The organism is Arthrobacter sp. MYb214, assembly GCF_002979865.1.
Lineage (GTDB): Bacteria > Actinomycetota > Actinomycetes > Actinomycetales > Micrococcaceae > Glutamicibacter.
This window is the reverse complement of sequence record NZ_PCPZ01000001.1, coordinates 1214385-1234058: the sequence shown is the minus strand read 5'-3', so window position 1 is coordinate 1234058 and position 19674 is coordinate 1214385. Positions and strand designations below refer to the sequence as shown.

General features: G+C 60.2%; 23 protein-coding genes and 2 tRNA genes. 12 read left to right on the top strand and 13 right to left on the bottom strand.

Translation table 11 applies throughout. The features are described from left to right. Nucleotides 1-4 precede the first annotated feature (4 nt). Both CQ012_RS05805 and CQ012_RS05800 read left to right on the top strand, forming a co-directional pair. Nucleotides 5-76, top strand: a tRNA-Thr gene (locus CQ012_RS05805). Nucleotides 77-123: 47 nt separating this feature from the next. Further along, nucleotides 124-200: transfer RNA gene (locus tag CQ012_RS05800), tRNA-Met, on the top strand. 82 nt (nt 201-282) lie between these two features. Here CQ012_RS05800 and CQ012_RS05795 read toward each other — a convergent pair. Beyond that, nucleotides 283-1059: a GTP pyrophosphokinase gene (locus tag CQ012_RS05795; protein WP_286134123.1), complete on the bottom strand. Its 777-nt coding sequence runs from the start codon at nt 1057-1059 to the stop codon at nt 283-285. Between the two features lie 241 nt (nt 1060-1300). Between CQ012_RS05795 and CQ012_RS05790 the strand changes: the two genes are divergently transcribed. The 7 genes from CQ012_RS05790 (at nt 1301) to CQ012_RS05760 (ending at nt 6454) form a co-directional block, all read left to right on the top strand. Then, nucleotides 1301-2242, top strand: a complete 942-nt coding sequence (locus CQ012_RS05790; protein ID WP_105656890.1) for a DUF2797 domain-containing protein — start codon at nt 1301-1303, stop codon at nt 2240-2242. An 87-nt stretch (nt 2243-2329) separates the two neighbouring features. After that, nucleotides 2330-2605, top strand: coding sequence for a hypothetical protein (locus CQ012_RS05785; protein WP_105656889.1), 276 nt, complete (start codon nt 2330-2332; stop codon nt 2603-2605). Between the two features lie 101 nt (nt 2606-2706). Next, nucleotides 2707-3153 carry a MaoC family dehydratase N-terminal domain-containing protein gene (locus CQ012_RS05780; protein WP_105656888.1) on the top strand — a complete coding sequence of 149 codons (447 nt, stop codon included), beginning with the start codon at nt 2707-2709 and terminating at the stop codon, nt 3151-3153. A gap of 2 nt (nt 3154-3155) precedes the next feature. After that, on the top strand, nt 3156-3572 hold the full coding sequence (locus tag CQ012_RS05775) for a MaoC family dehydratase (protein ID WP_105656887.1): 417 nt from the start codon (nt 3156-3158) through the stop codon (nt 3570-3572). A gap of 2 nt (nt 3573-3574) precedes the next feature. After that, nucleotides 3575-4774 carry an MFS transporter gene (locus CQ012_RS05770; protein WP_105656886.1) on the top strand — a complete coding sequence of 400 codons (1200 nt, stop codon included), beginning with the start codon at nt 3575-3577 and terminating at the stop codon, nt 4772-4774. Between the two features lie 52 nt (nt 4775-4826). Continuing rightward, on the top strand, nt 4827-5888 hold the full coding sequence (locus CQ012_RS05765) for a UDP-N-acetylmuramate dehydrogenase (protein WP_105661543.1): 1062 nt from the start codon (nt 4827-4829) through the stop codon (nt 5886-5888). Nucleotides 5889-6094: 206 nt separating this feature from the next. Beyond that, nucleotides 6095-6454: a GNAT family N-acetyltransferase gene (locus tag CQ012_RS05760; protein WP_105656884.1), complete on the top strand. Its 360-nt coding sequence runs from the start codon at nt 6095-6097 to the stop codon at nt 6452-6454. Nucleotides 6455-6535: 81 nt separating this feature from the next. On the opposite strand, the gene asd is transcribed toward CQ012_RS05760, so the two are convergent. The 9 genes from asd to CQ012_RS05715 form a co-directional block, all read right to left on the bottom strand. Next, complete coding sequence (gene asd, locus CQ012_RS05755) at nt 6536-7654, bottom strand: aspartate-semialdehyde dehydrogenase (RefSeq protein ID WP_105656883.1); 1119 nt, start codon at nt 7652-7654, stop codon at nt 6536-6538. A gap of 112 nt (nt 7655-7766) precedes the next feature. Then, nucleotides 7767-7994, bottom strand: coding sequence for an NF038396 family protein (locus CQ012_RS05750; protein ID WP_105656882.1), 228 nt, complete (start codon nt 7992-7994; stop codon nt 7767-7769). A gap of 7 nt (nt 7995-8001) precedes the next feature. Further along, nucleotides 8002-8577: a dihydrofolate reductase gene (locus CQ012_RS05745; protein WP_105656881.1), complete on the bottom strand. Its 576-nt coding sequence runs from the start codon at nt 8575-8577 to the stop codon at nt 8002-8004. Continuing rightward, nucleotides 8574-9383 carry a thymidylate synthase gene (locus CQ012_RS05740; protein WP_105657074.1) on the bottom strand — a complete coding sequence of 270 codons (810 nt, stop codon included), beginning with the start codon at nt 9381-9383 and terminating at the stop codon, nt 8574-8576. Before CQ012_RS05740 ends, CQ012_RS05745 begins: the two co-directional genes overlap by 4 nt. A 109-nt stretch (nt 9384-9492) precedes the next feature. Further along, nucleotides 9493-9822: a GNAT family N-acetyltransferase gene (locus CQ012_RS05735; protein ID WP_105656880.1), complete on the bottom strand. Its 330-nt coding sequence runs from the start codon at nt 9820-9822 to the stop codon at nt 9493-9495. Nucleotides 9823-9961: 139 nt separating this feature from the next. Beyond that, nucleotides 9962-10969, bottom strand: coding sequence for an NUDIX hydrolase (locus tag CQ012_RS05730; RefSeq protein WP_105656879.1), 1008 nt, complete (start codon nt 10967-10969; stop codon nt 9962-9964). Next, nucleotides 10969-13185, bottom strand: a complete 2217-nt coding sequence (locus CQ012_RS05725; protein WP_105656878.1) for an RNA degradosome polyphosphate kinase — start codon at nt 13183-13185, stop codon at nt 10969-10971. The genes CQ012_RS05730 and CQ012_RS05725 overlap by 1 nt, the downstream gene beginning before the upstream one ends. Nucleotides 13186-13269: 84 nt before the next feature. Next, on the bottom strand, nt 13270-14226 hold the full coding sequence (gene mshD / locus CQ012_RS05720; RefSeq protein WP_105656877.1) for a mycothiol synthase: 957 nt from the start codon (nt 14224-14226) through the stop codon (nt 13270-13272). A 52-nt stretch (nt 14227-14278) separates the two neighbouring features. Continuing rightward, nucleotides 14279-14947, bottom strand: a complete 669-nt coding sequence (locus CQ012_RS05715) for a winged helix-turn-helix domain-containing protein (RefSeq protein ID WP_105656876.1) — start codon at nt 14945-14947, stop codon at nt 14279-14281. Between the two features lie 198 nt (nt 14948-15145). Between CQ012_RS05715 and CQ012_RS05710 the strand changes: the two genes are divergently transcribed. The 3 genes from CQ012_RS05710 (at nt 15146) to ygfZ (ending at nt 17780) form a co-directional block, all read left to right on the top strand. Further along, on the top strand, nt 15146-15814 hold the full coding sequence (locus CQ012_RS05710; protein WP_105661542.1) for a hypothetical protein: 669 nt from the start codon (nt 15146-15148) through the stop codon (nt 15812-15814). A 266-nt stretch (nt 15815-16080) separates the two neighbouring features. Beyond that, nucleotides 16081-16695, top strand: a complete 615-nt coding sequence (locus CQ012_RS05705) for a heme-binding beta-barrel domain-containing protein (RefSeq protein WP_105656874.1) — start codon at nt 16081-16083, stop codon at nt 16693-16695. A gap of 2 nt (nt 16696-16697) precedes the next feature. Then, on the top strand, nt 16698-17780 hold the full coding sequence (gene ygfZ, locus CQ012_RS05700) for a CAF17-like 4Fe-4S cluster assembly/insertion protein YgfZ (protein WP_105656873.1): 1083 nt from the start codon (nt 16698-16700) through the stop codon (nt 17778-17780). Nucleotides 17781-17854: 74 nt separating this feature from the next. On the opposite strand, the gene CQ012_RS05695 is transcribed toward ygfZ, so the two are convergent. The 3 genes from CQ012_RS05695 to CQ012_RS05685 form a co-directional block, all read right to left on the bottom strand. After that, nucleotides 17855-18883 carry a 6-phosphofructokinase gene (locus CQ012_RS05695; protein WP_105656872.1) on the bottom strand — a complete coding sequence of 343 codons (1029 nt, stop codon included), beginning with the start codon at nt 18881-18883 and terminating at the stop codon, nt 17855-17857. Between the two features lie 254 nt (nt 18884-19137). Then, nucleotides 19138-19380 (bottom strand): PspC domain-containing protein, encoded by a 243-nt coding sequence (locus CQ012_RS05690; RefSeq protein WP_105656871.1) that lies wholly within the window; start codon nt 19378-19380, stop codon nt 19138-19140. Nucleotides 19381-19416: 36 nt separating this feature from the next. Continuing rightward, nucleotides 19417-19665: a hypothetical protein gene (locus CQ012_RS05685; protein WP_133833616.1), complete on the bottom strand. Its 249-nt coding sequence runs from the start codon at nt 19663-19665 to the stop codon at nt 19417-19419. Nucleotides 19666-19674 lie beyond the last annotated feature (9 nt).

Below are 19674 nucleotides of genomic sequence, written 5' to 3'. Positions count from 1 at the left end.
CGTTGCCCCCTTAGCTCAGTGGTAGAGCGCGTTCTTGGTAAGAACGAGGTCGCCGGATCGATTCCGGCAGGGGGCTCTGAGTGAGAAGCATTCTTGGCTTCTACTGGATTGCTTCTCACTTGTGGCGGCGTAGCTCAGCTGGTTAGAGCGCACGACTCATAATCGTGAGGTCCCGGGATCGAGTCCCGGCGCCGCTACCAAATCAAAGATCCTCGGCCTCGGCCGAGGATCTTTTTTGGTTTCCGGCCCCGAAGCAGCATTGTCCTTCGAGGGCATGAACGGCTAGTGATCCAAGTCCTTCTCCTGGTTCCCGTCCTTGGCTTGCTGAGCCAGCGACAGCAGCCCCTGGATCGCTGTCGTATCGAAATCCGCCTCTTGGCTCGGTGCCTGATTGGCATCATGGCCGTGGACTTCGGTATGCAAGCGCTGCATCTGCATGTCGAGTTTCGTCGCCATGGCCGCCGCGTCGGCAAGCTCTTGCACTAGATGTTCTGGAACTTCGCCCTCGTACTTGTAGAAGATCTTATGTTCCAGGCTTGCCCAGAAATCCTGGGCAATGGTACGGATCTGCAGCTCCACCACGACATCGACCGGGCCATCGGATAAGTAGACCGGGATCTGCACGATCGCATGGACACTTTTATAGCCGTTGGGCTTCGGGTTCTTGATGTAGTCCTTGATTTGGAGGACCTTCAGGTCATTCTGCGAGGTTAGCGTGTTCAGAACCTTGTAGATGTCCTTGACGAAACTGCAGGTAATGCGCACGCCGGCAATGTCGCTGATGTTCTCGCGAATGGCAGGCAGGGACGGGGAGATGTTCCGGCGGGAGACCTTGCGCATGATGCTCTCCGGAGTTTTCACCCGGGAAGTGACGTGCTCAATTGGATTGTAATTGTGCAAATACAAGAACTCTTCACGCAAGATCGAGACCTTGGTCAGCACCTCGTCCACCGCAAACTGGTACTCCATCATGAAACGCTGGAAATCATGGCGGAAAGCCTGCGTCAATCGCTGCAGCTCGGCCGGCGAAGGGGCGGTCTCGGCAGCTGCGATGGCCACTGCACGAGTCTTGTCATCAAATGGGACAGAAATCCTGGATCACCTCAGCAGATTATGGCCCGGCCCGCGGTACGGTTCCGGTGCAGTTCCAGCCTAAGGGCTTCTCCTAGGAATTAAGCCAGAACGAATCGGGAATTCGTCCAGCAAACTTTCGGGCTGCAGGCGCCGGCCAACCTGCCTTGCAGGAGCTAGCCATGTCCGGTGAACTATCGTTGAAGAGGTAACTTCGAGGAAGGCATCGATGGAATTCGCCAGCGACCACCGGCAGCTCTGCCACGGCATCAGCTTCTCAGAGCATGAACGCGCCCCCATGCTCCGGCTTAGGCAAGCGGAAAAATGGAGCACCGAATACCTGGAAGCCAACCGTTCCCTAAGCTTGCGCATCGGCGAACTGAAATTCTGCCTGGGCTACATCACGATGAACAGCGATGGCTCTCGCAACACCTTGCCTTGCCCGAAGAACAAAGCGCTGCGTACCGGAACCCAGTGCGAACGCTGCCACCGGCTGGATCATTCGAAGTTCATGCATCATTTCCACAAGACCGGCGAAGCCCCGGAAGGCATGCGCAAGTACCTGGAGCAGCCGCACTTCTTGTATGTCGCAAGCTTCGCCCATGGGGCGACCAAAGTCGGTACCACCTCAACCCAGAGCAAATGGACTCGCTTGGCGCAGCAGGGAGCGGTCATTGCCCGCTATATTGCCCGCGCCGCTGATGGAGCCGCTATTCGAGTGCTCGAAGACCTTGTCACTGAACACGTGGGCCTGAGCCAGCAAGTCCGGCAGAAGTCCAAGATCAAGGGACTGGCCAGCTGGGAACTGGACTACGCCCAGCTGGACCAGATCAACTCCGAAGCGGCAAGCCGGGCCCGGTCCTTCCTTGGCGCCCAGCGGGGCTTGGAAACCTACGGCGTGCAGCTGCGCGACGAGCTGTGGGAACAACCGGCCTTCGCCCGCCCGGTAGTAGACGCCTGGGATACCCATGCGCTGCATGCCTGGAATACCGCGCTGGGCGGGAACACCGTGAATCTGCGCATCCGCGGCGTGCTGGGGCAAAGCATCCTCGCAGACAGCGGCGAAGGCACCACCGTGCGCCTGCTGGATGCCGCCGAGTTGAAGACCCGCGAGGTCGCCATCGTGGAGAACTGCGCAGATTTCAGGGAAGAGCAATCCGCCCTGTTCTGAATCAGGCCCAGCGTTGTCGGGGGAGTCACGGGGAAATGCCCCGGCCACAATGAGCGGACACAGCCGGAGCTGAACTAGACTTGAACCATGACCAACACTCCTTGGGAATCAGCCTCACCACGCTATAAGAAGCTCGTCTTCGCTGCCATGGGCATCATGGGCGCAGGCATCATCTTGGCCATCATCGGCGCCAACATTCCATCGCTGCCAACGGTCTACACAGCAATCGGCATCATGGTCATCGGCATGCTCTGCCACATCGCCGGACTGGTTGTCCGCGCCAGGGATGCGCGCCAGTGGCGCATTGCCAATGGTCTGGCGGCCCCTCGAGCCAAGAAGCGCCCGGCGGACGGGCAGGACTAGGGCTCCGCAAGAATTCCACCGTGTGACCGCTTGGCTGCGCCCGGGTCCCGTATCCGGCGGCAGCCTCGCCTGGCCACTTCCAACAACGTTCAGGAGAATCCATGGGCATCAACCCCGACCTGGTAGGGCGCATCTACCCTGCCGGCGAGTCCTACCAGGTAGGCCGCGAAAAGATCCGCGAATTCGCCAAGGCCACCAAGGCCGCCAACCAGGCGCACTACGATGTGCAGGCCGCTCGCGAGCTGGGCTATAGCGATGTCGTTGCCCCTCCGACCTTCGCGATCATCATCGCCCAGCGCGCTGACGCGCAGCTGATTGCCGACCCGGCCAGTGGCATCGACTTCTCCCGCGTGGTGCACGCCGACCAGCGCTTCACCCATCACCGTCCAATCGTTGCCGGCGATGAACTGCTTGCCGAGCTCTACGTGGACCAGGTCCGTGAAATGGGTGCCGGTGCCATGATCACCACCCGCGCGGAAATAACCACCGTGGCTGGCGAGAAGATCGCAACCACCGTTTCATCGCTACTGGTACGAGCTGAGGACTAAGCATGATTGAATTCGAAAGCCTCGAAAAGGGCCAGGTCATTGGATCGCACACGGTGCAGGTCAACCGCGCGGACCTCGTCCGCTATGCAGGTGCCTCGGGCGACTTCAACCCGATTCACTGGAATGAGCGCTTCGCCAAGGAAGTGGAACTGCCATCGGTGATTGCCCACGGCATGTTCACCATGGGATCGGTCATCGACCTGGTCTCCCAGTGGGTCGGCAACCCGGGGGCCATCATCGACTACCAGACCCGCTTCACCAAGCCGGTAGTCGTCGAAGATCCCGAAGGTACCACCATTTCGGTGGAGGGCAAGGTCGGCGCCTTGGACTCCGAAGCCCGCACCGCCCGCATCGATCTGGCAGTCTCGGCCCATGACAGCAAGGTACTGCTCAAGTGCCAAGCCGTGGTGCAGCTCTAGGCATGCAACTTCCCGGTGAAGCGCAGAGGCCTGTAACCCAGTGGCGCAACGCGCTGATGGCCGCCTACCTGGCCAGCGGCCTGCTGATCTCGGCCCTGGTTTCGCGCTTGCCCGCAGTGCGTGATGCCCTGCAGCTGGACCACGCCAGCGTTGGACTGCTGCTGCTGTGCATGAGTGCAGGATCCTTCCTGTCCGTCTCGGTCTCAGGACAACTGGTTCTGCGCCTTGGGGCCACCCGCGTCATGCGCATCGCCGCGACAATAGCCGGCTGTTCACTCATTCTTGTAGGCGTGGGCGCAGGAATCTTTGGCAGCGCCCTGATCTGCGGCATCTTCCTCTTCGCCCAGGGCCTGGGGACCGCATCATGGAATGTCGCCTCCAATGTCCAAGGCGCGGCCATGGAACGCGCCTTGGGCAAGAGCATCATGCCCGCCCTGCACGGTTTCTTCTCCATCGGCACCGTGATCGGTGCCGGCGCTGGTGCGCTAGGTGCCCGACTGCAGATCCCGTTGCAGTACCACTACGGCTTCATGGGCCTGGTTATCGTCTTCACCGTGCTCTACAGTGCCCGATTCTACGGAGAAGACTACAGCCGGACCCCGCGCACCAGCAGCGGGACCTCGCTGAAGAAGGCATGGACCGAACCGCAGACCGTCCTCTTGGGCGTTCTGGTTCTGGGCATGGCCCTGGCTGAAGGCGCAGCCGGCGACTGGGTGGCCATGGCACTGGTGGATGGATACCACACGAAGGAAGGCGTGGGAGCCATCGGCTACGGCGTCTTCGTTACCGCCATGACCCTGACCCGGCTGCTGTCCGGCGATCTGATCTTGCGCCTGGGCCGCGTCGTCATGATCCGGGCCAGCGCCATCAGCGCCCTGGTCGGGGTACTGCTCTTCGCCTTTGGCAACAACCTGCCGCTGGCCTTCGTGGCCTTGGCCATCTGGGGCATGGGAGTGGCCCTGACCTTCCCGCTGGCCATGAGCGCGGCATCGGATGATCCTGTTCATGCCGCGACCCGCGTCTCGGTAGTGTCCACCATCGGCTACGGCGCCTTCCTCGGTGGCCCGCCGCTTTTGGGACTGCTGGCTGAAGTCATCGGCCTGCTCCCTGCTTTGGGTTCCATTTCCATCCTGGTGGTCGTGGCCTTCTGCTTGTCCTCTAATGCCGCCGGAAACCGTACCGGCGGCGCAGGCAAAGCGTAGAACGCCGGCCGGCCGCACCTATTCGTTCCCATACGGAAAGTAAACTGAAGCAATGCTGAAGAATCTGACCACGACCCACGTTGGTGGGCCAGCCCAGCAATTGGTGACCGCTACCAGCGAAGCTGAACTGGCTCAAGCCGTTGCGGCAGCAGACACCGCAGGGCACGACGTTCTGCTCATTGGCGGGGGTTCCAACCTGGTGATCTCCGACGAGGGGTACCCGGGCGTCGCAGTGCAGATCGCCACCCGCGGACTGCACCTGGACGAGCAGCCTAATGGCAAGGTGCTGCTGCGCGCTGCCGCCGGCGAGAACTGGGACACGACCGTTGAATACAGCCTGGCTGAGGGCCTGAGCGGACTGGAAGCGCTCTCGGGCATCCCCGGGTGCACCGGTGCCACTCCGGTGCAGAACGTCGGGGCCTACGGGGCAGACATTTCCCAGACCCTGGCGTGGGTGCGTGCCTACGACCGCCAGAGCAACCAGGTACTCAAGCTGGATAACTCCGAGCTTGGTTTCGCCTACCGCGATTCGGTCATCAAGCGCACGAGCACCAACGGATCCCCACGCTACGTGGTCCTGGAAGTGGCCTTCCTGCTGACCCGTGAAAATGAATCGGCTCCTATCCGCTATGCAGAGCTGGCCCGCCGGCTCGGAGTCGAAGCTGGCGAACGCGCCGACGCACTCGAAGTGCGCCAGACCGTTCTGGACTTGCGTCGTTCCAAGGGCATGGTCTTTGATGCCAGGGATGCCGACTCGCACTCCACGGGTTCCTTCTTCACCAACCCCATCGTTGAATCCAGCGTCATGGGCAAGCTTCCCGAGAACGCTCCGAGCTACCCGGCGGAACAAGCTGGCTTCCTCAAGCTGTCCGCCGCGTGGCTCATCGACCAGGCCGGTTTCGGCAAGGGCTACGGCTTGGAGGGGACCGAGGGGTTCGCGCTCGCTGGCGGCCGAGCGTCCCTGTCCACCAAGCACACACTGGCCATCACCAACCGCGGGGAAGCCACCGCCCAGGACATTGTGGCCATTGCGCGGGCAGTTCGCGCCGGCGTGCAGCAGCGTTTTGGCATTGAACTGGTCAATGAGCCGTTGCTGATCGGCCTAGCTTTCTAAGCGAGCAGCATGCCAGCCATCGCCGGAACACGGGAGGAAAACAAGGGTGCACTTGTCATTTCGAAAGCTCGGGCTGGAGGATATCGACCTGCTGGAAGCGAACTTCCAATCCGTGCAGGGTGCCGGTGAAGCCCAGTGGTTCGGCTTCTGGGATACGAACAAGCTGCGCGCCCGTGTCGGCCAGGACCAGTTGATCGGCAACGCCGATGGCGCGCTGGCAGTCTGCTTGGGGGCAAATAATCGGCAAAGTCGATTGGTTCACCGTTTCGTCGTGGGGTCGGGCCAACACCTCGGCCTGCTGGGAAGTCGCCATCGGCATCTTTGCCCAGTACCGCGGCCAGGGCCATGGCACGCAGGGGCAGAAGATGCTCGTCGACTACTTGTTCACCCACTACCCCCGTCATCGGATCCAGGCTACGACAGCCGCAGAAAATGCGGCTGAGCAGAAGTGCCTGGAGAAGCTGGGGTTCACCCGCGAGGGTGTCATCCGCCAAGCGCAGTGGCGCGCCGGTGCGTGGCACGACCAGCTGATCTATTCAGTACTCCGGGATGAGTGGGCCCACTAGAGCTCATCCGCAGGGGAAATGGCCAAGCCCAGAACAGAAATTTCTGTTCTGGGCTTGGCCATGGCTTTGCCTCGGAGGTGCCTAGAGGCGGCCCTGGGCGATAGCGAGCATGCGGCGCAGCGGCTCGGCAGCGCCCCACAGCAGCTGGTCTCCAACGGTAAAGGCCGAGATGTACTCAGGACCCATTTCCAGCTTGCGGATACGGCCGACCGGGATATCCAAGGTACCGGACGCCGCGACCGGAGTCAGCTGGTCCATGGTGGCTTCCTTCTCGTTGGGAACGACCTTGGCCCACTGGTTGTCTGCTGAGAGCAGCGACTCGATTTCGGAGATCGGCAGGTCTTCCTTCAGCTTCAGCGTCAGTGCCTGCGAGTGCGAGCGCATGGCACCGATGCGGACGCACAGGCCGTCCATGATGATCTGCTTGTCGCCGGGGGTCTGCAGGATCTTGTTGGTCTCAACGCCTGCCTTCCACTCTTCGCGGGACTGGCCGTTGCCCAAATCAGCGTCGATCCATGGGATCAGCGAGCCGCCCAGTGGTACGCCGAATTGCGCGGCATCCAGGTTTCCGCGCTGGGTTTCCAGGACCTTGCGGTCGATTTCCAGGATGGCGCTGGCTGGATCAGCCAACTCGCTGCCCACCGACGCATTGATGTCGCCGAACTGGGTGAGCAGTTCGCGCATATGGCGTGCGCCGCCGCCGGAAGCGGCCTGGTAGGTCATCGCGGTGCCCCACTCGACCAAGTTGTTCTTGAATAGCCCGCCCAAGCCCATGAGCATGCACGAGACGGTGCAGTTGCCGCCGATGTAGTCCTTGACGCCAGAGGCCAGGGATTCATCGATCACGGCTCGGTTGACCGGGTCCAAAACGATGACCGAATCATCATTCATGCGCAGCGAGGACGCCGCATCGATCCACAGGCCGTCCCAGCCGGACTTGCGAAGCTCGGTGTGGACCTTGGTCGTGTAGTCCCCGCCCTGGGCAGTGACGATGATCGGCAACTTGGACAGCGTTTCAATATCGAACGCGTCCTGCAGCGGCCCAGCACCCTCAGCAAATGCCGGGGCGTTGCCGCCGGCATTGGAAGTCGAGAAAAATACCGGGTCAATCTGGGCGAAATCGCCCTCGTCGAGCATGCGCTGCATCAGCACGGAACCAACCATGCCTCGGTAACCTACAAAACCAACAGATGAAGTCATGTATCCATGGTAGGGGCGTTTATCCGGCAGAGCCCGGTTCGTTACACCAGTTAAAGCAGAATCACACCCAAGCCCCAGCAGGGTTCAGGTGTGACTCGGTGCAGCGAAAGTTTTACTTTTCCTCAAGCAGCAGCTTGCGGTTCTTGATCGCCCACATGGCGGAGAAGATAAAGATCTGCGTCGGGACCAGCAGCATGATCAGGCCGAATACCTTGTGGCCGCCGAGAACCATGAAGAAGCCGAGTACGGCCACCACCAAGGCCAGCAGCGGGAAGAGCATGTATCCGAGAATGAAGAGTGCTTCGGGGTGCTGCTTGAGCTCTCCGATGTATTTTTTCATGGTCGTTCTAATCCTTTTGGCGAAGCCAGGTTTCAAAGCGGTAGCGGGTACCGGTGGAGGAAGTGTGCCAGTGGGCAGCTTCCGAATCTAGGGACGGATCGGATGCGCCCAGAGCGAAGCCAGCGGTGAGCTTCGGTGCGGAGGTATCTCCAGCAGGGGAGGCATCGAGCTTGGTAATCACCGCGACGTCCAGCAGCGCCAGTGCCTGGGCATAGACCTTTCCGCCGCCAATGATCCATACTTCTTCGCCGCCGGCGCTGCGCTGTGCCAACGCGATGGCTTCTTCCAAGCTGGAGACGGGGAGTGCGCCATCCTTGCGCAGCTGCGCGTGGGCATCAGCCTGCGTGGTCAGCACGATGTTGGTGCGTCCTGGCAATGGACGGAACTTCGCCGGGAAGGAATTCCATGTGGCACGACCCATGATCACTGGATGGCCAGCGGTCGTGCGCTTGAAATGGGCCAGGTCCTCGGGAACGTGCCATGGCATGGCGCCGTCAGCGCCAATAATGCCGTTCTCGGCTTGGGCCCAAATGGCGCCAACCAGCGGTTCAACGTCGTGTGCGTGGCGAGGCTTGGGAGTCATACCGCTACGGCTCCCTTGATCGTCGGGTGGTGCTGGTAGTCGTTGATGCTGAAATCTTCCAGCGTGTAGTCGAAGATCGACTCGGGCTTGGAATTGAAGCTGAGCGTCGGGTATGGGTAAGGATCGCGGGAGAGCTGCTCCTTGACCTGTTCCAAGTGGTTGGTGTAGATATGCACGTCGCCACCAGTCCAGATGAACTCGCCTGGCTCCAGATCGAGCTGGTGGGCAAGCATGCGCGTGAGCAGTGCGTAGGAAGCGATGTTGAACGGTACGCCCAGGAACATGTCTGCACTGCGCTGGTAGAGCTGGCAGGAGAGCTTGCCCTCGGCCACGTAGAACTGGAAGAACACGTGGCATGGAGGCAACGCCATATTCTGGATCTCTGCGACATTCCACGCCGAGACGATGTGGCGGCGGGAGTCCGGATTGTTCCGCAGCGAGTCGACCAGCTGGGAGATCTGGTCAATGTGGCCGCCATCGGGAGTTGGCCAGCTGCGCCACTGGACACCATAGACCGGTCCGAGTTCGCCGGCTTCGTCAGCCCATTCATTCCAGATGCGCACGCCCTGGTCCTGCAGCCACTTCACATTGGATTCGCCGCGCAGGAACCACAAGAGTTCTGCTGCCACGGATTTGAAGTGCACGCGTTTGGTGGTGACCAGCGGGAAAGAATCCTTCAGATCGAAGCGGATCTGGCGGCCGAATACCGACAGCGTTCCAGTTCCGGTGCGGTCTTCCTTGGAGGCGCCGTTCTCCAGCACGTCTCGAAGCAGATCTTCATAAGGGGTTGCGATTGGAGTCGTCATCTTACCTGTCGTGCTGGTGGTCGGCGCTGGCATATTCACACGTCCCAGTTTAGATCAAACGGAAAGCTCCTGGAACTAAGCGCATTGATGATGCTGCTCGCACTCGTGCCTAGCTCGCAGCCACCATGTCGTTATACTCCGGGTAGCGGCGCAGGTAGTCCTGGACGTAGCTGCACTCCGGAATGATCTTCAGCCCCTTGTCGCGGAACTTGTCCAGAACCAAGGTCACCAGCGCGCGAGCGTATCCGCGACGGCCGAATTCCTCATTGACTATGGTGTGCTGGATGGTGGCGATGCCATCTTCTTCGTAGTAGCCGAGGAAACCGACAAAAGTGGAACCGTGCCACAGCGAATAGCGGCCGCGGCTGGCATCGTGATCCAAACGCAGTCCATGGTGCACAATCTTCTCGACTGGCTGGTTCGGTTGCTGGGCAGTCATGGCATTACCTCATTCTTGGCTGTGACGTGTCTCCTATTCATAGTCTTATCCCTAATCGGAGGCAGATGCAACGGCTGGTGCCACGCCCTGAGAGAACACTGAAGCCCGGCATGCAATGCCGGGCTTCAGCCGCATCAGGCTAATCGTGGTACGGCGTATGAATCTCAAAGGAGACAATTCGCGGGCTGCCGGATTGGACCTGCTGCGCAACGATCAGGGACCCCGGTTCCAAATAGGGATCCTGGTCCGGCAGGGCCATGGCCAGTTCGTCAGTGGAGTTCTGGGCAAGAACCTCCAACACGAAGGGCAGCACCGGGCGATGGGTGCAAATCACCTGGGAACGGTACTTGTCGAAGAGTTTTTGCACGGCCTTGCGTGCCCGCTCCGGATTGCGTGTCGCCGCATGTTCGGTCAGGGCTTTAATGCTCTTGAGCTTCAAGGCGTGCAAGGCGGCATAGGGAGTGATCGTCTGGACGCACCGCATCCACGGGGAAGAGGCCACGTGCATCGGCTTCCATGCTTCGAGCATCCGGGAAACTGCCTGCGCCTGGCGTCGCCCCGTCGCCGCCAGCGGGCGGTCTCCTTCGGCACGAGTCCAGTTGCCACGAGGCTTGGCCTTGGCATGGCGGACAATGAGCACCGGGTGCGTATCGAGCACGCCGGCTTCATAGGCCAGGACCAGATCGGACAGCGGCTGGTTGTCCGTGGCAATGGACAGCATTTTGGCAGCCTTCTTGGGACTGGTCCAAAGAGCCTCGTCGCATTCCGCGCCATCAGGCTCAATTACCGTCTGCGCATCGGTCTTGGCTGCCCAATAGTAGACAACCTTGGTTTTCTGGCCCACGGAGTAGGCGGTGGCTGAAAGCGGGATGCCCAAGGTGATGCGCAACCCGATTTCCTCGCGGACCTCGCGCAGCGCACACTCGGCGATGGATTCACCCTGATCCAGTTTGCCCTTGGGCCAGGACCAGTCATCGTACTTTGGGCGGTGGATCAGGAGAACTTGGAGTTTGCCGTCCTTCACGCGCCAGGGGATTGCCCCGGCGGCCACGATGTCGTATTCGCCAAGGCGGATTTCCTCGGCATCTGCAGAACGGATGATGTCACGAGCCCTGGTGCGGGTATCGCGCAGCTCTGGTTCGGTCACTAGCTATTACGTCCACTGTTTCGTCGGCGGGCATGTTCTTCAACTAACCAGAATTGGACGTCCGAGAGCGCCTTGCCATCCTCGTCCTGGTAATGGCGAATCCAGTCGCCATCGGAGTTCAGGTGCCACGAAGCGGTTTTGTCGTCCATGTAGCGGGCCAGCAGGGTGATCATGCGATCAATGTCCTCCTGGTTGCGCAGCGAGACCAGGGCTTCCACGCGACGATCCAGGTTGCGGTGCATCATGTCGGCGGAGCCGATGTACACCAGTGGATCTCCGCCGTTTTCAAACATGAACACGCGGCTGTGCTCAAGGAACCGGCCCAAGATGGAACGTACTTCGATGTTCTCGCTCAGTCCCGGCACTCCCGGGCGCAGGGCGCAGATGCCGCGAACGATGACTTCCACCTTGACCCTTGCCTGGCTGGCCCGGTACAGCGCATCGATGATGGCTTCATCCACGATGGAATTGACCTTGATGACGACCTTTGCCGGCTTGCCGGCCGCGGCGTTGACTATCTCCTTCTCGATATGCGCCAGCAAGCCGGTGCGTACCGAGCGCGGAGCAACCAGCAGGCGGTTGTAGGTCGAGCGCGGGGCGTAGCCCGAAAGCTGGTTGAACAGCTTGGAGATATCCTCGCCAACTTCGTCGTCGCAGGTGAGCAGGCCGAAGTCTTCGTAATACCGCGCGGTGCGCGGGTGGTAGTTGCCGGTGCCGATGTGGCAATAGCGGCGCAGCTTGTCGCCTTCGCGGCGAACCACCAAGGAGAGCTTGGAGTGGGTTTTCAGGCCCACGATGCCGTAGACCACGTGCACGCCCGCCTGTTCCAGCTTGCGCGCCCAAGAGATGTTGGCCTGCTCGTCGAAGCGGGCCTTGATTTCTACCAGGGCCAGAACCTGCTTGCCAGCTTCGGCCGCATCAATCAGCGCATCGACGATGGGCGAGTCGCCGCTGGTGCGGTACAGGGTCTGCTTGATGGCCATGACCTTCGGATCAGCTGCGGCCTGTTCCAGGAAGGCCTGCACGCTGGTGGAGAAGGAATCATAGGGATGGTGAAGCAGGATGTCGCGGCGCCGAACGGCCGCGAACACATTGGCGGCTTTGGCAGTTTCTGACTCGTTCAGGTAGTTCGAGGTATGGCCAACATGCTTGGTGTAGTGAAGCTCTGAACGGTCCAGCGACGCGATAACGCCCAAACCGCGCAGGTCCAATGGGGTGGGAAGCTTGAAAACCTCGTCCTCTTCAACACCGAGCTCGCGGGTGAGCAGCTCCATGATTTCAGGGTTGATGTCATTGGCGACTTCCAGGCGAACGGGAGGACCGAAGCGGCGGCGCAGCAATTCCTTCTCCAGCGCCTGCAGCAGGTTCTCTGCATCGTCCTCTTCAACTTCCAGGTCCTCGTTGCGGGTGACACGGAAGAAGTGGTGCTCGACGATTTCCATCCCCGGGAACAACAGCTCCAAGTGCACCGCAATAAGTGCTTCGAGCGGGATGAACCGGGCCGTACGCAACGAAGAGTGCGCCGCGCGGGTGCCGTCGATGCTGATCAGGCGGGCGATGGTGTCTGGCACCTTCAAGCGGGCAAATAGTTCCTTGCCGGTCAGCGGGTTGCGGACCACCACAGCCAGATTCAGCGACAGCCCGGAGATGTACGGGAATGGGTGAGCAGGGTCAACCGCCAGCGGAGTGAGTACCGGGAATACCTGGGAAACGAACCACTTGGAAAGCAGGTCACGCTCGGATGCCGAGAGGTCTTCCCAGGTGGTGATGCGGATACCCTGCTCGGCCAAATCGGGGTATACCGAGTCGGCGAAGACTTTGGCATGGCGGGTCTGCAGCGCGTGGGCCGAGGATAGCAGCAACTCCAACTGGTCTACCGGGTTCATTCCGTTAGCCGCCGGCACCGCCAGTCCAGCGTGGATGCGGCGCTTCAGCCCGGCAACGCGAACCATGAAGAACTCATCAAGGTTCGAGGCGAAGATGGACAGGAAGTTCACCCGTTCAAGCAAGGGCAGATCGGTGTCTTCGGCCAGCTCCAGAACGCGGGCGTTGAAATGCAGCCAGCTGAGCTCACGGTCAAGGAAACGCTCATTTTTGAATCCGCCATCGGGATGCAGATCCGGTAGCGAATCTGCTGGCTCTATACGATCTTCATTGACCTTCGAGGAAGGAACATCACGTAGCTGAGTACCAGTTTCCTTGGGGTAGCTATTCATCGGCTGAACTCACTTCTTTCCTGCAAGTGGACGCTAAAGACACCGCTGGCGGCAGTCCCGATAAATCAGGGACTGCCGGTACCCCTAGTCTATCTTCTGCGGACCGTACATAATGTCCGCATCCCAAAGTGTGAAGCCCAGCGAGCGGTAGAGCTTAACTGCAGCTTCATTATCGGCATCCACGTACAAGATCACCGCATCGACGCCCAGTTCCAGCAGGTAGTTGATGCCGGTGGTGGTCAAAGAACGGCCCAGGCCTAGTCCCTGCGCCTCGGGAACGACACCGACAACGTAAACCTCGCCGGTGGGGCGGACCGCGTCTGCGGTAGCAGGGTGGATCTTGGTCCAGTGGTAGGCGAGCAGATTCTCCTCCGCGTCAAAGGCCAGGAAGAAGCCGGATGGGTCGAACCAATCCTCGGACATGCGCGCTTCGAGGTCATTGAGGGTTAGCGAACCTTGCTCGGGATGATGCACGAAGGACTTGGCGTTAGCCTCCAGCCATTGCGGCTCGTCCTCGCCAACACGGAAGGTGCGGACCGTAATCCGGCGATCAATCGCAGGCTCTTCTAGGTAATCGGTGCCTTCGCGGCGCATCCGGAACAGCTCGCGTACGCGGTCCAGGCCCACACCTGCGGCCAGCTTCTTGGCTGCATCGTGGTCGCCGTGCGCCCACGCCTGGATCGTCGAGAGATCCAGCAGCTCACCGAGCTCGCCCAGCAGGGCCCGGCCAATGCCAGCGCGGCGATGCTCGGGGTGGACTACCAGTTCCAGCACCCAAGGCTGATCCGGGGATTCCCGAACCGCGATGGCAACGCCGGCCAACGTCGACTCCGCGCCTTCGCCGGCTTCAGCCAGCAGGGCAAGCAGATTCTGGCTAGGCTCATCGGCTGCCAATGCCACCAGGGTCTGGTCGCTCAACGGCGGGTTGCCATCGGCTTTCTGCGCATCGAGGGCTAGCTGGCGCACGTCGGATAGCGCCCGTTCATCAAGCTCACCGGGGACGTGCTGGATGGAAACAGTGTTCTGTGGCAGTTCGCTCATGCATTTCACGATAGTCGTAAAATGTGCGAAGTGGGTAGGAGTTATCTGAAAGTTATGATTCGGTGTGGAAGCGGTAGCCGACGTTGCGCACCGTTCCGATGAGCTGTTCATGATCGGTGCCGAGTTTCGCGCGCAAACGTCGCACATGCACGTCTACGGTACGGGTGCCTCCGTAGTAGTCGTATCCCCACACTTCATGCAGCAGCTGTTCGCGGGTGAAGACTCGGCCGGGGAACTGTGCCAGGTACTTGAGCAGTTCGAACTCTTTGTATGTCAGGTCCAGCATGCGGTTATCGATACGGGCGGTGTAGCTCAACTCATCGATGCGCAGGCCCGAAGTGCTTTCAGCGGCCACCGGTGCGGGGGCGGGAACCGTGGCTCCGGAGAGCATCAGGCGGATGCGTGCATCAAGCTCGGCAGGGATGGCGGAAGGCAACAGGAAATCAGTCGCAAACCAATCCGAGTTCAAAATGCCCAGTGCGCCTTCGCTGACAACCAGCAGCAAGGGCAGATTCAAATTGGCGTGCAATAACTGCGCCAGGGAGCGCGCCGGAATGAGATCTGTACGGGCATCGAGGATGACCGCGTCGCACTCAGGGATTTGGCTCAGCGACTCCGTTGTTGCAGGGAAGAAAGAAATCTCGTGCAATAACAGTTCGAGTGCCGGAAGAACTTCAGCGGCATTTTCGGCATGATTACTTAATAGCAGTAGGTGAGCCAATCGGTCTTCCTCCTGCCAGATAGTTGCGAAAAAATCACTTTTACGTGTCACAGTATAAGGAATGAATCAGTTGAAGCACGCATGTGAACACGCAAGTGCGGACACATTACCGTCAGGAATCAGAATTTGAGAATCAAGGTTTTATTCAGTGGACTCGTTGCAGCGGCACTGCTTGTCGTTGTTGCAAGTCTGGATTCGATGAGCTGGCTGATGGGTGTGCTCACCGCGGTCTTGCAGCTGATTTTCGCCTATACCTGGCCGCGAATGGTCCGCTCCGATGCGCCATGGCCGATCACCATCATCTTGGCGTTGTGCTCTTTGGCGGCTACGGCTTCGACCATGTTCATGCCAGGCGGGTCGGTGATGTCACATAGTGTCGAAGCAATCGCCGTTGGCGTGCTTCTGGTATTTATCAGCCAGGTATTGCGCGGGGCAGAAGCCGAAGGCCGGCTGGCCGGTGTGGTTTCTGGCGTGACCGGCATAGTCCTGGGCGTGCTGGGTTCCGCCTGGGCCGCTAGTGCTTATGTGCCCTACGGCTTTGGGCTGGCCGTCACAACCGTGGTCGCTCTGCTTGGGGCTGGTGCGGTTGCCGTTACCCGCCTGCCAAACCGGATGACCATGATTCTGGCGCCTGTGGTCGCTGCCGCATTGGGCGCGGCCTCCAGCGCGCTGCCAATCGATATGCTCTGGTACCAAGGGGCGACCCTGGGACTGCTGACCGGCTTGCTGGTGGGTTCATTACGGGCATTGGCCTTGGTCAGCCGCAGCGTACGAAACATGAGTGGAATCCTTGGCCTTGCCTGCGCCATCTTGCTGATGAGCGGTGCGGTCAGCTGGTACGCGATGGAAGTGCTGGCTTTCATTTAGCGGTGAGCGGTTCAAATATGATGCTAGCTGCGTCACGCGTGTCGAAGTTCTCCTGCCTCCCGCGCTAAGATGAAGCCATGAATGAAAATTACCTTGCAATCGAAATTTTCTTCCAGGCACTTGTAGTGATCGCCGGTCTCGGAATGGCTGGGTTCGCAGGCTTGGTAGTGAAGCGCCTCTTCCAGGGCCAGAAGTAGAAACAGCGCACACAACAACGTGTGCGCTGTTTTCATTTCATCACTAACTGACTTAGGAGCGAGTAGTCCATGGCTTTTGACCTACCTACGGACCTCACCCCGGAACTTGTACCTTTCGCATGGCTCATCGGCACCTGGGAAGGTGCTGGCCGTCTTGGCGAAGGCGAAGCCGAGGACGAGTTTTTCTGGCAGCAAGTCACCTTCCGTGACGTTGGCGGGCCGTACCTTGAATACCGCAGTGAAGCCTGGCTGACCGAAGCCGATGGCACGAAGCTGCGGATCCTAGCCGTTGAAACCGGCTTCTGGTCCTTGGACCGTGAACAGCAGGAAGCCGATGCCGGTCCTGGCATGGAGCCCGGTGACATCTTCCCGGTACTGCGTTCGGCCGACGATGTGCAGAAGCTGCATACCGAAGACGGCTTCAAGATCCAGGCGCAAATTGTCCGACCAGACGGCATCTCAGAGTTGTATTACGGCCTGATTAATGGACCACGCATTCAGCTGGCCACCGAGAGCTTGCTGCGCAGCAAGAACGCCCAAGCTTACGCGTCCTCAACCCGGATCTACGGTCTGGTCAATGGCGAGCTGTTCTGGCGCTGGGATGTTTCCAAGGGCAATATGGATCTTCAAGCGCACGCCTCGGCGGCGCTCAAGCGTGTCACCTTGGAAGGCACGGTGCACTAATCATGGCCACTGAATACCGTTCGGTCCTGCTGGACCGTGCTGCTGCAGTGGAAGCTGGCGGCGTAGATGCCGGCGTCGCAGCCCACTACGGCGCTCCTACCCGCGAAGCTCGCAAACTCGCTGAGGGCCAGGCAATTGCCGATCTGAGCCACTTCGATGTCGTGGAGATCCGCGGCGAAGACCGCCAGAGTTGGCTCGATACGCTCAGCAGCCAGCGCATTTCCAGCCTGAAGCCAGGAGACAGCACCCAGACGCTGCTGCTTTCGGTTCAAGGACGCATTGAGCACGAAATGAAGGTGCTGGCCACCGCAGATCGCTTGCTGCTGATCGTTGAACCTGGTGCCGGAGCAGCGTTGGCGCAGTTCCTGAACTCAATGCGCTTCATGCTGCGCGTTGAGGTCAATGATCTTTCCGAGAGCTATGGCGTATTGGCGGCTACCCGCAAGATTGGCACTGCCGGGAGCCTGGTCTGGGAGAACCCATGGCCCGGAATCACCGACGGTGGTTGGGCCTATTCCCGTGAGGATCACCCGGGCAAGGAACGTCCGTGGTTCTTGCATATCGTGGAGTTGGAGCAGCTTGCCGTCGCAGTAGCTGACGAAGAGCTGTCAGGCATGATGGCTGTCGAGGCCTTGCGTATCGCCGCGTGGGAGCCGCGCTTCGGTGCCGAGATAGACGACAAGACCATTCCCCACGAGTTGGATTGGCTGCGTACCGCGGTGCACATGGACAAGGGCTGCTATAAAGGCCAGGAAACAATTGCCCGGGTGCACAACATCGGCCACCCGCCTCGTCGCATGGTTTTCTTGGACCTCGACGGTTCCATGCACACGCTGCCTGCCACCGGCGCCGAAGTGAAGCTGGGGGAGCGCACGGTTGGCCGGATCACTTCCGCGACTTTGCACTATGAAGCCGGGCCAATCGCCTTGGCCGTGGTCAAGCGCAACGTTGACCCGGAAGCGGTTCTGTCCGTGGTGGACGCCGAAACGAGCTACCCGGCAACGCAGGAAGTCATTGTGGCGACCGACGCCGGCCAGGTCGCTGGGCGCTTTACCGGGTTCCTGAGAACCCCGCCGCAAGGCTAAAGGCCAAAGAGAAGGGCGTGGGTTGGAATGCTGTGAACAGCATTCCAACCCACGCCCTTGGTGTATCTCCAGGCCTAGCCGAAGAGCACGGCGGCCTCTTCGTAGCGTTCCATGGGGACACGCTTGAGGTTGTTCAGTGCGGCACGCAGCGGTACGCGCAGCACCTTGGTGCCGTGCAACGCCACCATGGTGCCCCACGCCTCGGCATGGATGGAATCCACCGCAGCCATTCCCAAACGGGTGGCCAGGACACGGTCAAAAGCGGTGGGGACGCCGCCGCGCTGAATATGTCCCAGCACGGTTGCACGCGTTTCGATGCCGGTACGTTCCTCAATGACCGGGGCGAGCATCTCCCCGATGCCGCCAAGGCGGGCGCGTCCGAAGGAATCGAGACCACGTACCGAGAACGCTTCTTCCATGCCTTCTGGCACAAAGCCTTCGGCCACAACCACCAACGGGGCGCGTCCGCGCTCATGGGCTTCGTTCACCCACTGGCAGATCTGCTCCATGGTGGTGGAAACCTCCGGGATGAGCACCGCGTGCGCACCGGATGCCATCCCCGCGTGCAGTGCAATCCAGCCTACGTGGCGGCCCATTACCTCGGCCACCATGCAGCGGTGGTGGGAATCGCCGGTGGTGCGCAGGCGGTCAATGGCTTCGACCGCAATCTGGTTAGCGGTATCGAAACCGAAGGTGTAATCCGTGGCGTCCAAGTCATTATCGATGGTCTTGGGAACGCCAACGATAGGAAGGCCGGCTTCGCATAGGCGCTGGGCGCCAGCTAAGGTGCCTTCCCCGCCGATGGCAATCAGCGCATCGATGCTATTGGATTTGAGAACCTTGGAAATGTTCTCCGCGCCACCAAGTTCCCCTTCAAACGCATTGGTGCGTGAGGTGCCCAAAATGGTGCCGCCTTGCTTGGCGATGCCACGCACAGCGGTTCGCGGAAGGTCGAAGAAGTCGCCTTCCTTGACGCCGCGCCAGCCGTCGCGGAAACCGACGAATTCGTCGTCGTAGCTTTTGATGCCATTCAGTACCGCACCGCGGATGACGGCGTTCAGACCGGGGCAGTCGCCGCCTGAGGTCATGATTCCAATGCGCATTGGCCCTCGCTTAGTAATGGGAAAGCCTTGTGCGACAGCTGGAGCGTGCAGGCCCCGTGATAACGCTGTAACAGCAAAGAGTTCCATTCGGATTTCAGTCAATATCCGCGCGCCATTGAGCATCTACTCTGCGTGCCATTGTACGTGCTTAAAGCCACTAGGGCGAGTCTCATGTCACGGAAGTGCACGAGCCTCGCCCTAGCCGGATAGCGATGTCAAGCATCGTTCCCGAGCAGGCCAGCCGGGAACGGTATTTAGAATTTGCGAAGCCAGTTCTGCAAGATGATGGTGTTGTCCTGCGCTGGGATCAGGATCCACGCCAGGATATATGCGGCAACACCCATTACCGGAAGCAAGAACGAAAGCAGTAGGGCGATACGCACCAAGGTGACATCCCACCCGAACTTGTCGGCGATGCCCCCGGCGACGCCACCGGCCAATCGGCCTGGCCCGCGACGAAGCGGCATGGAACGAAGCGAGTTGAAGAATGCGTCCATCAGAGAACTCCTAATTGTTAGAAAAGCTTGGAGGGCTTAGAGATTGGGGTCGGTGGGAACCGGTGGTTCGGCTTCGGATTTGCGGGCCTTGCCGGCCGATGCCAATCCGGAGAAGATCATGGCTACGCCGGCCAAGGCGACGATGGCGATGAAGAACAGCGGCATGTCAAAGCTCCACTGCAAGACCAGACGGCTGAGCGATGCCAGGGCGACAACGATCAGAATCAGGCCGAAGACCAAGGTTCCGGTAGGGAATTTCCTAGCGGGAGTAGAAGAAGTATTCATGGGGCTCAG

Coding starts and splice junctions, on each gene's coding strand:
- CQ012_RS05710 (WP_105661542.1), top strand. CDS start 15,146: ATGAGCTGGCTGATGGGTGTGCTCACCGCGGTCTTGCAGCTGATTTTC.
- CQ012_RS05765 (WP_105661543.1), top strand. CDS start 4,827: ATGCTGAAGAATCTGACCACGACCCACGTTGGTGGGCCAGCCCAGCAA.
- CQ012_RS05685 (WP_133833616.1), bottom strand. CDS start 19,665: ATGAATACTTCTTCTACTCCCGCTAGGAAATTCCCTACCGGAACCTTG.
- CQ012_RS05745 (WP_105656881.1), bottom strand. CDS start 8,577: ATGACTCCCAAGCCTCGCCACGCACACGACGTTGAACCGCTGGTTGGC.
- CQ012_RS05785 (WP_105656889.1), top strand. CDS start 2,330: ATGACCAACACTCCTTGGGAATCAGCCTCACCACGCTATAAGAAGCTC.
- CQ012_RS05695 (WP_105656872.1), bottom strand. CDS start 18,883: ATGCGCATTGGAATCATGACCTCAGGCGGCGACTGCCCCGGTCTGAAC.
- asd (WP_105656883.1), bottom strand. CDS start 7,654: ATGACTTCATCTGTTGGTTTTGTAGGTTACCGAGGCATGGTTGGTTCC.
- CQ012_RS05725 (WP_105656878.1), bottom strand. CDS start 13,185: ATGAATAGCTACCCCAAGGAAACTGGTACTCAGCTACGTGATGTTCCT.
- mshD (WP_105656877.1), bottom strand. CDS start 14,226: ATGAGCGAACTGCCACAGAACACTGTTTCCATCCAGCACGTCCCCGGT.
- CQ012_RS05790 (WP_105656890.1), top strand. CDS start 1,301: ATGGAATTCGCCAGCGACCACCGGCAGCTCTGCCACGGCATCAGCTTC.
- CQ012_RS05780 (WP_105656888.1), top strand. CDS start 2,707: ATGGGCATCAACCCCGACCTGGTAGGGCGCATCTACCCTGCCGGCGAG.
- CQ012_RS05705 (WP_105656874.1), top strand. CDS start 16,081: ATGGCTTTTGACCTACCTACGGACCTCACCCCGGAACTTGTACCTTTC.
- CQ012_RS05760 (WP_105656884.1), top strand. CDS start 6,095: ATGGCGCGCTGGCAGTCTGCTTGGGGGCAAATAATCGGCAAAGTCGAT.
- CQ012_RS05735 (WP_105656880.1), bottom strand. CDS start 9,822: ATGACTGCCCAGCAACCGAACCAGCCAGTCGAGAAGATTGTGCACCAT.
- ygfZ (WP_105656873.1), top strand. CDS start 16,698: ATGGCCACTGAATACCGTTCGGTCCTGCTGGACCGTGCTGCTGCAGTG.
- CQ012_RS05690 (WP_105656871.1), bottom strand. CDS start 19,380: ATGGACGCATTCTTCAACTCGCTTCGTTCCATGCCGCTTCGTCGCGGG.
- CQ012_RS05750 (WP_105656882.1), bottom strand. CDS start 7,994: ATGAAAAAATACATCGGAGAGCTCAAGCAGCACCCCGAAGCACTCTTC.
- CQ012_RS05740 (WP_105657074.1), bottom strand. CDS start 9,383: ATGACGACTCCAATCGCAACCCCTTATGAAGATCTGCTTCGAGACGTG.
- CQ012_RS05770 (WP_105656886.1), top strand. CDS start 3,575: ATGCAACTTCCCGGTGAAGCGCAGAGGCCTGTAACCCAGTGGCGCAAC.
- CQ012_RS05775 (WP_105656887.1), top strand. CDS start 3,156: ATGATTGAATTCGAAAGCCTCGAAAAGGGCCAGGTCATTGGATCGCAC.